This window comes from Flavobacterium sp. DSP2-3-1 (genome assembly GCF_049896865.1).
GTDB lineage: Bacteria > Bacteroidota > Bacteroidia > Flavobacteriales > Flavobacteriaceae > Flavobacterium.
Map to the genome: position 1 here is coordinate 24,519 of NZ_JAFCVD010000009.1, position 14,228 is coordinate 38,746.

11 protein-coding genes and 1 pseudogene are annotated in these 14,228 nt (G+C 33.9%); all 12 read right to left on the reverse strand.

Annotated features, from left to right (window positions below):
* Positions 1–62 precede the first annotated feature (62 nt).
* Positions 63–1,295 carry a 3-phosphoshikimate 1-carboxyvinyltransferase gene (gene aroA, locus ACP7AT_RS11325; RefSeq protein ID WP_426064427.1) on the reverse strand — a complete coding sequence of 411 codons (1,233 nt, stop codon included), beginning with the start codon at positions 1,293–1,295 and terminating at the stop codon, positions 63–65.
* 100 nt (positions 1,296–1,395) lie between these two features.
* Entirely contained in the window at positions 1,396–1,722 is a 327-nt protein-coding gene (locus tag ACP7AT_RS11330) for a nucleotide pyrophosphohydrolase (RefSeq protein ID WP_426064428.1), read from the reverse strand.
* Positions 1,719–3,716: a DUF3857 domain-containing protein gene (locus ACP7AT_RS11335; protein WP_426064429.1), complete on the reverse strand. Its 1,998-nt coding sequence runs from the start codon at positions 3,714–3,716 to the stop codon at positions 1,719–1,721. The genes ACP7AT_RS11330 and ACP7AT_RS11335 overlap by 4 nt, the downstream gene beginning before the upstream one ends.
* A 4-nt stretch (positions 3,717–3,720) precedes the next feature.
* Positions 3,721–5,736: a DUF3857 domain-containing protein gene (locus ACP7AT_RS11340; protein ID WP_426064430.1), complete on the reverse strand. Its 2,016-nt coding sequence runs from the start codon at positions 5,734–5,736 to the stop codon at positions 3,721–3,723.
* Between the two features lie 4 nt (positions 5,737–5,740).
* Positions 5,741–7,651, reverse strand: a complete 1,911-nt coding sequence (locus ACP7AT_RS11345; RefSeq protein ID WP_426064431.1) for a DUF3857 domain-containing protein — start codon at positions 7,649–7,651, stop codon at positions 5,741–5,743.
* Positions 7,652–7,698: 47 nt separating this feature from the next.
* Positions 7,699–8,151 carry a D-aminoacyl-tRNA deacylase gene (gene dtd, locus ACP7AT_RS11350; RefSeq protein WP_426064432.1) on the reverse strand — a complete coding sequence of 151 codons (453 nt, stop codon included), beginning with the start codon at positions 8,149–8,151 and terminating at the stop codon, positions 7,699–7,701.
* A 49-nt stretch (positions 8,152–8,200) separates the two neighbouring features.
* Positions 8,201–8,560, reverse strand: a pseudogene (locus tag ACP7AT_RS11355) (four helix bundle protein).
* Positions 8,561–8,590: 30 nt separating this feature from the next.
* The gene (gene rsgA, locus ACP7AT_RS11360; RefSeq protein ID WP_426064433.1) at positions 8,591–9,568 is read right to left on the reverse strand and encodes a ribosome small subunit-dependent GTPase A; all 978 of its coding nucleotides are present in this window, start codon (positions 9,566–9,568) and stop codon (positions 8,591–8,593) included.
* A 141-nt stretch (positions 9,569–9,709) separates the two neighbouring features.
* The gene (locus ACP7AT_RS11365) at positions 9,710–10,792 is read right to left on the reverse strand and encodes a chorismate mutase (protein WP_426064434.1); all 1,083 of its coding nucleotides are present in this window, start codon (positions 10,790–10,792) and stop codon (positions 9,710–9,712) included.
* A gap of 126 nt (positions 10,793–10,918) precedes the next feature.
* Positions 10,919–11,776 (reverse strand): prephenate dehydrogenase, encoded by an 858-nt coding sequence (locus ACP7AT_RS11370; RefSeq protein WP_426064435.1) that lies wholly within the window; start codon positions 11,774–11,776, stop codon positions 10,919–10,921.
* A 168-nt stretch (positions 11,777–11,944) separates the two neighbouring features.
* Positions 11,945–13,093, reverse strand: coding sequence for an aminotransferase class I/II-fold pyridoxal phosphate-dependent enzyme (locus ACP7AT_RS11375; RefSeq protein WP_426064436.1), 1,149 nt, complete (start codon positions 13,091–13,093; stop codon positions 11,945–11,947).
* A gap of 50 nt (positions 13,094–13,143) precedes the next feature.
* Positions 13,144–13,971: a prephenate dehydratase gene (locus ACP7AT_RS11380; protein ID WP_426064437.1), complete on the reverse strand. Its 828-nt coding sequence runs from the start codon at positions 13,969–13,971 to the stop codon at positions 13,144–13,146.
* Positions 13,972–14,228 lie beyond the last annotated feature (257 nt).

A 14,228-nucleotide genomic window follows, 5' to 3' on the forward strand; every position in this document is an offset into this window, starting at 1 on the left:
TTGCTGTTTATTTTTAAAAGGCGCCTGCCACAAAGGCGCAAAGGCACTAAGTGAAAATTAATTTACAAAATTTCAAACACATTATATCCTAACTTCTTCATGTCTTCCCAAAAATCAGGGTATGATTTAGAAACTACTTCTGCATTTTCGATGATTATTGGTACTTTTACCGCTAATGGTGCAAAGGCCATCGCCATCCTATGGTCGTTATAGGTGGCAATTTTAATATTAGGATTAATTTCTTCTGAAGCCACAAGCGTCAAGCTATCATTGGTCACGGATATATTCGCTCCTAGTTTTCTAAGCTCAATTTGTAGTGCTTCAAGTCGGTCCGTTTCTTTTATTTTCAATGTATGAAGTCCTGTGAGATGGCAGCCAATTCCTAATCCAAGGCAAGTAACAACAATTGTTTGGGCAATATCGGGCGTATTATTTAATTCTAAGATTAAAGGTTTAGGTTTAAAATCAGACTGTTTCACCAAAGTCATTTTGTTTTCTTCAAAATGTGTATCGACGCCCAATTGTTTGTAGATTTCAACCAAAGCCGAATCACCTTGCAAACTGGTTTGTTTATAATTGGTCAGTGAAATTCTTGCATTTTCAGCTAAAGCAGCCAAGCTAAAGAAGTACGAAGCAGAACTCCAATCGGATTCTACGGTCATTACTTTCGATTCTACTTCCTGTTTTGGATAAACCGTAATTACATTTCCTTCAAAACTGGTTTTAATATCCAAATCATTCAATAAAGCCAATGTCATTTTGATATAAGGAACCGAAGTGATTTCGCCAACCAAAGTGATTTCGATACCGTTTTCCAGTTTTGGCGCTACTAATAATAATGCTGATATGTATTGACTGCTCACATTTGCAGGGATAGAAACTTTAGAAGCCGTAATTTTTTTTCCGCTGATTCGAATGGGCGGATAACCAATTTCTTTCTCGTAAGAGATTTTCGCGCCTAATTGTTCCAAGGCTTCCACCAACACTTTTATAGGGCGTTCCGTCATTCTTTGAGAACCAGTCAAAACTACTTCGCGACCTTCGTTTAACGCAAAATAAGCCGTCAGGAAACGCATTGCCGTTCCCGCATGATGAATATCTACTATTTCCTCATTTCCTTTTAATGCTTTTTGCATCACTTCGCTGTCATCAGAGTTTGAAGCATTAGCCAAAGTGATGTTGGGAAACAACGCTTGTAATAATAGCAAACGATTGGTTTCGCTTTTTGAGCCGGTGATATTTAATTGTGAATTATCAATTGTGAATTGTGAATTCGTGCTTAATTTTAAATTCATGTAGGTAATTATGAGTTGTGAATTATGAATTATGAGTGGTATAATTCAAGTTCGCAATTTACCATTCCACATTTATAATTCATAATTTATACTTGACAAATTATTTGAGTTTTTCGTTGTTTTTGTGACGGTCTTTGTCTCTAACGGACTTTAATTCCATCTTTTTATCGAAAGCGGCTTGTAAATCGATTCCGGTTTGATTCGCCAGACACAACACCACAAAAACCACATCGGCTAATTCTTCGCCAAGATCTTTGTTTTTATCGCTTTCTTTTTCGGATTGCTCTCCATAACGACGGGCTATAATTCGGGCTACTTCCCCCACTTCTTCAGTAAGTTGCGCCATATTGGTCAATTCGTTAAAGTAGCGAACGCCGTGTTCTTTGATCCAAGTGTCAACGTCGAGCTGGGAATTTTTTAAGTTCATGGTTCAATTTTTTTAAGTATAATTTTCTCGTTCTGTTTATCAATAATTTTTTGAAAAAAACTTTTTAAATCATCATAGTTCTCTGCTGACAAAATTGCTGCATTTATTTCCTTTGCAATAATAATTTGAATTTTATTTCCATCTGCCTGAGCATTAATTACAAACGAGAGCACCTTATCTTCAGATACTATCTTCATCGCTTTGGGAAAGGAATCTACCATATATCCCTCAGGGATTTCCAGATTTATAGTGTATTTTTCCTGCTTTGGATAACCAAAATAAATTGGCATTTCCCTTTTCTCCTGAACAAATGGATTTTTCTTTATTGTAAAAAACAGCAGTGGATCAATAAACATTTTGCCTCCTATAATTTCACAATGATTCTCAGATGCAAAAGTAAAAGTTTCTATAACTGGTTTTGACATATCAGTATCTCTATTTTCGATACTGTAGTCTTTGATTTCTATGCCGTCCCAATTATTTTCCGCTATTTCCAAATAATTATCTTCATTTTGTTTGGCATTCTTTTCTCTAAAACGATATGCTTCGTAGTCCATTTTTTGAACTCTAAACTTGCCCGTGATTTGGCCTGAAGGATCAACTTTTGTCATCAAGGTGTAATAGACTTTGGAGGGTATCGCTGGGACAAGATTGATCTCTTGAGAAGTCCCGTCTTGCTTAATGAGTCGCCCCGTCCAATTTAAGGCATGCAATGGCAAGATATTCTGTGTGGTATATTTATGCGTTGCATCTAATAGAATTTGTTTTCCCTCTATTTCTGCCGCAGCAATTACATAGTTAAACACTGTCCGGTTAGGAAAAGAAGGAATGCCGTGCGCTATGGTACTTATTAAAACAGGATCAGCATTTATTCCTGCTAATTTCAGCATCGCAATTAAAATAAAATTTATTTCAGCCACATTACCTGTTTTGTCTAGATAGGCCTGTTTTACTCCTTTTTCAGTAAAATAGCCGTATTCCATATTCCAGTTCATTTTGCTTTGAACAAATTTAAAAATGATGCTTAACTTCTCTTCTTGAGATACGGAATTTTCAAGTATCATTTTAAGATCTTGAATAAGATATTCTCTTTCAGTCAGTTGCTTACCGAAATCTTTATTTTCAAAAATGATTTTGGCAACCCCTTCCCAGGTTATGGAATAATCTTTGACAGGTTGTTCCGGAAAACGAGTTCTTTCTAATTCATTTTGAATAGAGGATGTATAGTTTTTAAAATTATCAACATAATCCTCTTCTTTTATTGCAGGTATATTTTCAGTTACAAAGGTCGTATTAATTTGTCTGTAACTTAAACTGGCCGTTCTTTTGTACTGATCATCATAGCTTTGATTTCCATTGACGAATTTTGCATCTGATTTGACCTTTAAGTTCCCCTTTAAAACTGACTTGTAAATAAAAATTTCCGGGATTTCAGTAAGGTATTCTGAATAGTTAACAGGAATGTCGTACTGATTTTCAAAAACGGGAAATTTTACAATGTTTTCAGATTTCAGGATATATTTAAATTCTACGACCGAACCTACTTTTACATCTGGCATAGATATCGTGGCTTGGCTCCAATATTCGTTTACATTTTGCTTGAAAGAGCCTTCATTATTTAACTTCGTTTTTACTACAGCACCATTCTCTAAGTTATACGTTACTGCATTAGAAAATTTTACAGATTCATCATTCAAATCTTCATATCCTACATAATAAGGAACTTGGAAATTTGCCCAACTCAAGCCTTCTTTCTTATATATTTTGATGCGATACCAATATTCATGATTTACCGTAAAACCATTTTTTAAATTATAACTATAAAAAGTCCTTGCCTTTTTTGTCAAAATGGCAGCAGTTGCGGTGGTATCCTGGGGATGAAACTTTTCTGAAAGCTCTTTAATTGATACTTTTCCGATTTCAAAATTCTGAGCTTTTGTCTCGGGTGTAAATGTCACCAAGAATAGGGCAAGAACAACTTTGATAATTTTCATTGGATTATACTTTTCTAAGTACTATTTTCTCGTTTTGCTTTTCAATCATTTTTTGATAAAACTGTTTTAACATTGGATAATAATCTGTAACAACGATTGGTACGTTTATTTGATGCGTTACTACTAACTGAATCGAGTTGCCAGTTGTATTTATCATAAATTTAAATCCTCCCAAATTATCCTCCATATTTAAAAGTAGCGGAGCAGGAATTGTTTCGACTTTATAACCTTCTGGGATTTTAATTGTAACGGTATATCTATCGATAAAAGGAAATCCATAATCCACAGGATAAGCCCTGTTTTCTTGTTTAAAAGGATTTTGTTCTTCAACAAAAAACAGCATTGGATTTATATAAATTGCACCACCAATGTTCTCACTAAAATTTGAACCCGAAAATGAAAAATTTTCCACAATTGGAAACTTTAAATCATTTTCATTTGTTCTTGAATACTCACTTATCTCTATTTTATTGTTATCATTCTCTAACTTCTCGAGATAAGCATCTTCTGTAACATCCTTAATATTTTCTCTGAAAATAATCGCATTATAATCTGTTCTTTGACGTTTCAACGTTCCAGAAACTTGTCCATTAGTATCAATCTCGTAGTTCATCATTACTACATCATTTGATGGCGCTTTAGGAATTAAATCTGCTTCTACCGAAGTACCGTCATTCCGTATTAGTCTTCCTACCCAATTCAAAGCCCTCAAAGGTAGAATATTTGGAGTTGAAAAGCGATCCGTAGCATCCAGTAATACCAATCCTTTTGGCGTTTCAATTGCAGCAATAACATAATTAAAAGCAGTTCTATTGGGGAAAAATGCAATTCCGTTAGAACGTGTACTCACTAAAACAGGATTTGCAGTTAAGCCCGCATAACGCAACATGGCTGTAAGCATCAGATTAATTTCGGCTACATTACCTGTTTTGTCTTTATATGCTTTTTTCACCCCATCGTTGCAGGAATAACCATAATAATCATTCCATTTTACAGTTTCTTTTACATAATTAAAAATTGCTAAGAACTTTTCTTCTGGTGAAGAAAGCCCTGCAATAACAACCTTTAAATCTTCCTCAAAATATCCCGTTTTATTCAATTCAGCCCCAAAATCATCATAATCATAAATTGTTTTAGTCACTGATTCCCAATCGGTAGATAACGTCTTGTAAGGTTGATTCGGGAATTTTACAACAGAAAGTTCATGAGAAACACTTGTAGTGTAGTTTGCAATATTATTCACATAAGCTTCTTCTTTCATCGCAGGAAGATTTTCTGTAACATAAGTAGTTCTCGTTTCTGAAAATTCTAACTTTTCTTGGGAAGAAGAACTACCCAATCTCTCTCCCGGACTTGCTTCTGGTCTGTAAGCATAACTTAAAGATTTTCTGCTATTCTCCTTGGTGATTTTCGGAGAAATAAAGCCTTTTATGTTTGGATTGTACACAAAATACTCCGGTATAAAAGTTTTAAATTCAGAGTAGTTCACAGGAATACTAGATTGAAAACTCCATTCTGTTAATTCACTAGAACGGGATGAACGAATTTTATATTTAAATTCAACCACGGAGCCTACTTTAACATTTGGCATAGTGATTTTTTTTCGTCTCCAATATTTATTAACTTGTTCATCAAACTCACCATCACTTTTTAGTTTTGTCTTTTCAATCTTACCATCTATTAAATTATAAGTAATAGCATCCGAGATAAAAACCGTTTCTTTCGCATTAGCTCCAATGTAATACCTTACCGCTTTATTTGCCCAATCGTATCCTTCTTTTTTATAAATTTTAATACGAGTTGTAACCTCCGTAATCATTATAAAACCATCATTTTGATTATACTCAAAATTAACTGCTCCTTTTTCGAAGAGAATAGCAGCTACGGCAGCAGAATCTGTTGGATGATTTTTCTCTTGAAGCTCCTCAACTGAAACTTTTCCTAGTTTAAATTCTTGCGCTTTGCCATTAAAAAAAGATAAAGTAAAAAAAAGAGTCAACAATAGTTGGTTACATTTCATAATTTTATTGGTTTTGGGTTAGAATAATTTTGGCATTATCATTTTTAGAAATATTTTCTATAAAAAGACGGTACTCATCATATTCTTTATTTGAATACAATCCTTTTTTGACGAATAAGGTTCTTTTATAAACTAAATCAGCGTTATCCTTTTTTATAATCTCCGTTTTATAATTACCGAATTTACTGTTCAGTTCATAATTGCCAGGCAAAAATTCAGTAGAAAAACCAGAAGGAAGAGTTATAATTATCTCATCCTCGTCCAAAAAACCTCTTTGTATTTCTAAAGGATTTTTACGGTTTCTTATTCTCTTGATATTAGCATTTGTCTGGTTGAACGCGTTTACAACAAATATTAATTTATTCGCTGAAAGGTTACCATAATTCACTGCATTAATTTCAATATTTTCAGCTAACCGAATCTTATCTTTATCATTCGAAAATGATATTTTGTTGATTTTCAAATTATTGATATTATCCCAATATTCTTTATAATGTGCTTCCTTTTCCGTTGGCTGTACATGTTCAATAGGTGCTTTTTGACTATATTGTGATCCCTCTGAAACAATTACTATTTTTCCAGAGAAATCTCCCTTTGCTGATAAAGCATATTCTCCTTTGCTAATTTGAGTATTTCCATTATCTTCATAAACTTTTGTTCTAACAATTTCGCCTCCATCCGGTTTTATGACTAAAACCTCTCTGTCGTCTGTAAAAATGCCTTGATATCCAAAGGGATCATCTTGACTGGTACATTCTAACCAAGTATAATTATTCCCATTTGGAATAGACAAAATAACGTGATTGCCTTGCATGGATACAAAATCAGACTGAATGCTTAGTTTTTTCCTATCTCCATAAAGAATAGTGTAATAAGATGGCACATTTACCACATCCAATAAGGCCTTAGTATAATTAGTCAATGCTTTACAATCTCCATATCCCAAACGATCCACATCACTTGCAAGCATAGGTTTCCATCCGCCAATTCCAACTTGAATACTTATATATCTTACTTTTTGTTGTACAAAATTGTAAATTAATTTTGCTTTTTTAATTGGGTCTTTTTCATCTCCAACAAGAGCTTTTACTTTGATTTTAGTTTCATCTGGCAAATCAGTTGTTCCAAATAAAATTTTATCAGAATACCATTGTCCAAACTCCTTCCAAGTCGTTGCATTTCCGTCTACTCCTTCAAGATGAAACAACTCTAATCCCATCATCACTTTTGGAAAAATAGAGCTATAAACAGGACTGTAATCTTCTTGTTTTTGAGCGATCATATTAGTGGCAGTATATGAAAGTTGCGTTGCAGTATCAATGGTTTTATCAATTTTGGAATTAGAAAAATTGAATTCCATTTTCTTAAAACCTAAATTATTAGGATATTTTACATTCAAAATACTTTTTTCAACACTTACAAAATAATCGCTTGAAGGATACCATTTCGGAATAAAAGCCGTACTAGAAGTTTCTATCTCGCTATCAAAAACTACTGTAAACGGATATTGGACAGGAGTATAATCTAAATAAAGATAACGGTTATCCGAAAAAAGGGTACCGCCATCAACTGCACTTTGGTCTTTAAAATCTTTACGCTTAATTTTTTTGATTTCTTTTCCTGAAATATCATACACAGTTGCCTCGATATTTCTGATATTGGTCCTTTTATCATAACTTTCAGTAGCGTCAATTGCACTAAGACCTTTTTCATTCAGAACCAAAATCACTCTTTTAGTGATGATATTCATGCTTCTTTGTGAAGCAATAATTATGTCTATTTGATTTAGACGAACAACAGCATTAGCATTTTCTTTTAAGCTATCGGAAATGTTTAAAGAGTTATAATCAATCTTTTGAGCAAAAACAAAAGAAGTAAAAAACACAAATAGAAAAGAGATATTTTTAAAGATCATAAAATTCTTTTTGTCAAAAATATAAGAATTTTTCGATTAAAGAAAACTTATTCTCTGTTTTTACTGTCAATTACTATCGTTACAGGACCATCATTTAACAAAAGTACTTTCATATCCGCACCAAAAACGCCAGTTTGTACTTTTTTACCCAATTCTTTTTCTAACTGAATTACTAAATTTTCATATAATGGGATGGCAATTTCTGGCTTTGAAGCTTTTATATACGACGGTCGATTTCCTTTTTTGGTGGAAGCATGCAACGTAAATTGACTTACAACAATAATATCGCCGAATATATCTTTGACAGATAAGTTCATCACGTCATTCTCATCTCCAAAAATACGTATGTTGGCTATTTTTGAAGCTAACCAATTACTGTCTTCTTGATTGTCTAAATCTTCAATTCCAACCAAAACCAATAATCCTTTCTGAATATCGGCAACAATTTTATTATCGATTGTTACGGAGGCTGACGAAACTCTTTGGATTACTACTTTCAAAATAATTATAAATTATGAATGATAAATTATGAATGGTGAATATTCATGATTATTTTTTTAAATTATTTTTGGTTGAAATAATTATGGAAGCTAGGATTTTATTAATCCCCATTATATCAGAATTTAGAGATTTAAATTGAGATTCACTTAAATATTCGGACTGAAACAATAATTCAATCCAATAATCACTCTCATTAGCCTCTTTTTGTGCAATAGAGAGTTTATGAATAAAATCTGACTTACTTTACGCGTGTTCTGACTCTCTTCCTTGTGCACCAATTGAAGTACTACTGCGTAATAATTGTTTACTTAAAACAAATTCCTTCTTTTCAGTACTTAAAAATTGATATAATTTTACAATTCGTAAAGCAAAATCAAATGATTTTATTTTTATAATATTACTTGCCATAATTCATAATTCACCATTTACAATTCATAATTATTCCCTGGTTTTATCACTAATTATTCTATCTTCATTGTGAATATCCGTTCGGTAATTTTCATCATCACCTTCCAAAATTTTCAGATAACTTCTGTAACGGGACCAGGCGATTTCATCTTTTTCTAATGCAGCTTTGATTGCACAATGCGGCTCGTCTTTATGCAAACAATTATTAAATTTACATTGCTCTTTCAATTTGAAAAATTCCGGAAAATAACCACTGATTTCGGCTGCATCCATATCGACAATTCCAAAACCTTTGATACCTGGTGTATCAATAATTTTAGCATCAAAAGATAAATCATACATTTCTGCAAAAGTCGTCGTGTGTTGTCCTTGCTTGCTTGCTTCAGAAATTGTCTTCGTTTTTAAATGTAAAGAAGGTTCCATCGCATTTACCAAAGTCGATTTTCCAACACCGGAATGTCCGGAGAACATACTCACTTTGCCAATCATCATTGCTTTTAACTCCTCAATTCCTTTCATTTCTGTCGAAGAAACACGCAAACACTTATACCCTATTTCCTGATACACATGTTGCATGTACAATTGTTCATCCAGCGTGGCGTCATCAAAAGTATCAATTTTATTAAAAACCAGTATCGTTTCAATTCCATACGCTTCGGCAGTAACCAGAAAGCGATCAATAAAATTAAAAGTCGTTGGCGGATTATTAATAGTAACTAACAAAAAAACCCGATCAATATTAGACGCAATAATATGCATTTGGTGTGATAAATTCACTGATTTCCGAACGATATAATTCTTTCTGTCATGAATCTTATGAATGGTTCCCGTAACAGTGTCGGATGATTCTTCCAGTTCATAATCAACAAGATCACCTACAGCAATAGGATTGGTGCTTTTAATTCCTTTTATTCGGAATTTTCCCTTCATACGGCATTCAATAAAATCACCTTGTTCAGATTTTACGGTGTACCAACTTCCTGTAGATTTGTAAACGAGTCCTGTCATAGTGCAAAGGTAAAATTTTGTTTTAAGTTTATCCCGACACTTCAGGATAAAGTGCAAAGTTTTTATTTTTGTCTTTAAATAGAAAATCCCCGCAACATAAAAATAAGCTGCAGGGATTTATTTATTTTTAAAAAGTACTAATTAAGCATTCAATACTTTTTCTTGGTGACCAATACTTTCCTGGTGAATCGCTTTGAACATTTTCAATACAAATTCTTCCGTCAATCCTTTTTTCTCACCTTCCAAAATCATTTTTCCAAGGATTTCATTCCAACGCGTATTTTGAAGAATGGCAACGTTAGCGTCTTTTTTTACTTTACCAATTTCTTCTGCTACTTTCATCCGTTTTCCTAGTAAGTCTAATAAATTCTCATCCAAGATGTCGATATTCGTTCTCAATTTCGTCATTTTTTGAGTGAATTCTACGGATGCATCATTTACTTTTCTTACTTTCAAATCAATAAAAATTTGTTTCAAAGCATCTGGCGTCACTTGTTGTGCAGCATCACTCCACGCATTGTCCGGATCATAATGTGTTTCGATAATCATACCGTCATAATTTAAATCCAAAGCTTCTTGCGTTACTTCAAGAATCATCTTACGATCTCCCGTAATGTGAGACGGGTCAATAATTAAAGGCAAATCAGGGAATTTATTTTGCAACTCGATAGGAATCTGCCATTCTGGAATGTTTCTGTATTTTGTTTTTTCGTAAGTAGAAAAACCTCTGTGAATCACTCCTAATTTTTCAATTCCTGCATTGTACAAGCGCTCAACTCCACCCAACCATAACGAAAGATCTGGATTTACCGGATTCTTAACCAATACGATTTTTTTAGTTCCTGCTAAAGCATCTGCAATTTCCTGCATTGCAAAAGGATTTACGGTCGTTCTGGCACCAATCCATAATACATCGATATCATATTCCAAAGCTAATTTTACGTGAGCCGCATTTGCCACTTCCGTTCCCATTAGCAATCCGGTTTGTTCTTTAGCTTTTTTCAACCATTTCAACCCTATTTCTCCCACTCCTTCAAATCCTCCCGGACGCGTTCTTGGTTTCCAAATTCCTGCTCTAAAAACACTCACATCTGAATCTTTCAATTCATGGGCAATTTTCAATACTTGCTCTTCTGTTTCAGCACTACAAGGTCCCGCAATCACAAATGGATGAGTCAAATTGAATTCATTCAACCAATTTCTCATTTCTTTCTTATTTTCCATCTTTTCTAATTTTTCCCCACCCCAGCCCTCCCCGAAGGGAAGGGAGCCGTAAATGGATGATTGTTACTATTTAATTGTTTTATTCTGTGTTGTTATTTTTTACTGTAAACTGTGACTTAACACTGATCACTTTTTCACATTAATTCCGTTTAATATTTCTTTTATTTTATTGACACTTTGCATTTCATTGTAAATCGCATCGTAATCTTCTTTTTCTAATAATTCTTTAAATTTTGATAAATTCGAAATGTATTCCTCCAATGTTTTTACAACCTGCTTCCTGTTTTGTTTAAAAATAGGCGTCCACATCGCCGGGGAACTTTTGGCCAAACGAACCGTACTTTCAAAACCGGAACCCGCCATATCAAAAATATCCTGCTCGTGTTTCTCTTTATCGATTACCGTTTTTCCAAGCATAAACGCACTAATATGTGATAAATGCGATACGTACGCGATGTGCTTATCATGTGATTTTGGATCCATGTACCGAATTCTCATTCCCAGTGCTTTAAATAACTCCAAAGCCCTTTCTTGTAATTTAAAAGTGGTCTTCTCCACCTCACAAATAATATTTGTTTTCCCTTGAAACAATCCTTTTATCGCCGCCGAAGGTCCTGAAAACTCCGTTCCTGCTATAGGATGCGTGGCTATGAAATTCCTCCTTTTGGGGTGATTGGCAACCGCTTCGCAAATGGGCATTTTAGTAGAACCAACTTCAAAGACAATCGTATTATCCCCGATTACATCCAAAACTTTCGGCAAAACTAGCAATGCAACATCCACAGGAACCGAAACAATCACAAAATCTGCATCAAATAAATCATCAAATGTTGCACCAGCATCAACAACTCCTAAAGCTATGGCTTCCGCCAAGTGACTTTGGTTGTTATCAATCCCGTAAATTATTGCTTCCGGATGCAGCGTTTTAATGTCCAATACCATCGAACCGCCTATCAATCCTATTCCTATTACAAATACTTTCATTTTCTATTTTTTTGTAGCTAATCCTGCTATCTGTTTCAATCTTTGTAGTCCTGAACTTGTTTCAGGATTCTGAAACAAGTTCAGGACTACAAAGGATTTCCACTACTATCAGGGCTAGGGTATCTCGTTTTTTTAGAACGTTTATTTTTCCTAAAACAGCTGTTTTTTTTAAGTAAATCTGTCAATAGCTTCCTGTACTTTTTCTTCTTTTATACACAATGCAAATCGAATATATCCTTCACCATTACTTCCAAAAATAGTTCCCGGCGTAATGAAAATTGATTTGTCATACAAAATTTCGTCAATGAATTTCTCCGCCGATGTGATTCCGTCCGGCAATTTTGCCCAAACAAATAATCCAACTCCATCTTTATAAACTTTACAGCCTAATTTCTCCGCCAGTTGTTCTGTTAGAATTCTGCGTTTTCTATAAATCGCGTTCATCGATTCAAACCAAGATTTGTCACTTTTCAAAGCTTCAATTGCTCCTTTTTGAATCCCGTAAAACATGCCGCTATCCATGTTGCTTTTTACTTTTAGTACAGCATCAATACATGCTGCATTTCCTAAAACCATTCCAACTCTCCAGCCTGCCATATTAAACGTTTTGCTCAAAGAATTCAATTCTAAAGCCACGTCTTTTGCGCCTTCCACCTGCAACAAACTCATCGGATTATCGTTCAAAACAAAACTATACGGATTGTCATTTACTAACAAAATATTATGCTTTTTGGCGAAAGCCACCAACTTCTCAAACAATTCCAAACTTCCTCTTGCTCCTGTTGGCATGTGCGGGTACCCAATCCACATGATTTTTACTTTCGATAAATCCAGTTTTTCCAAAGCTTCAAAATCAGGCTCCCAATTATTAGTTTCTTTTAAATCGTAATAAACTGGAACGGCTCCCACAAGATTCGTCACCGAAGTATATGTTGGATAACCAGGATTAGGAATCAGCACCTGATCGCCTTCATTCAAGAAAGCCAGTGAAATATGCATAATTCCTTCTTTGGAACCCATCAAAGGCAAAATTTCGTTAGCTGGGTTTAACGCTACTTGATAGTTGTTCTGATAAAAATCAGCCATTCCCTGTCGCAATTCCGGCAATCCCTGATAACTCTGATATTGATGTGCATTTTCATCTTGCATAGCAAGAACCATTGCCTCAACTACCGTTTGTGACGGCTGTAAATCTGGACTTCCAATTCCCATATTGATAATTGGGTTACCCTCAGAAGCCAGTTGTCTTACTTCTCTTAGTTTTGAGGAGAAATAGTATTCTTCAATTATATCGAGACGTTTTGCTGTAGTAATCATTTGTAAATTTTAAAATTCTTTTGACTTTCAATTTTGTAACTGTCCGCTAATTATAATTTTGTGTTTTTATATTCGCCTAATACTTTGAAATACTCAGCCATGATAATCAATAGTGACTTTGCTTTTGCATAATCTTCATATTTTTCGAAAGTAACATCCACAAAAAACGAATATTTCCAAGGCGTTTCTATTTTTGGTAACGATTGTATTTTGGTCAAATTCAATTTGCAATCGCTCATCACATTCAAAACTGCCGCTAAACTACCACGTTTGTGATCCAATTCAAATTTAATGGAAGCTCTGTTTATTTCATTTTTAGAAACAAAATTATCAGCTTTATTAATGATAACAAATCGTGTCATGTTATTATTAATCGTCTGAATTTCTGAAGCCAAAATTTCCAAATCATACATTTCAGAAGCTGTTCTACTGGCGATTGCGGCAATTCCTTTCAATTGTTTTTCCTGAATTCTTCGAGCCGTTTCAGCAGTATCTTTGTCTTCGACCAATTTTATATTTGGATATTTTTTAAGGAATTCCATACATTGCAAAATAGCCATAGGATGCGAATGTACTTCCTGAATATCTTCCATTTTTTGACCTTTTAAAGCCATTAAATTTTGGTGAATTATTAAATAATGTTCTCCTATAATGTGTAAATTATTTTTGTCGATCAATGCGTAATTCGGAATAATTGGACCCGCAATAGAATTTTCTATTGCCATAACTGCCTGATCGGATTTGCCTGAAAGCAGGTTATCTACTAGTTCTTCAAAGGACAAACATTCATCAACAACGACTTCCTGATTGAAATATTCTTGTGCCACCTGATGGTGAAAAGAACCCGTTATACCTTGTATTCCAATTATTTCATTCATTTTACAAGCTTTTAAGCAAAAAAAAATCCCGATTTTCATCGGGATTGTATATTTACAGTATCAATTTAATTTTATAATCAAATAACCATATAACAATCCCCTTCTACTTTCCAGAAGAAATAATAAGAGTTGCTAAAATAAAATCGGTTACTCAACATGACAATGTTTTTTTGTATTAATTGCTCTGCGAATGTATTAATAATTTCCAGTTAAGCCAAACAAAAAAAGGATTTTATTGAACAAAAAAGGGATTCGAT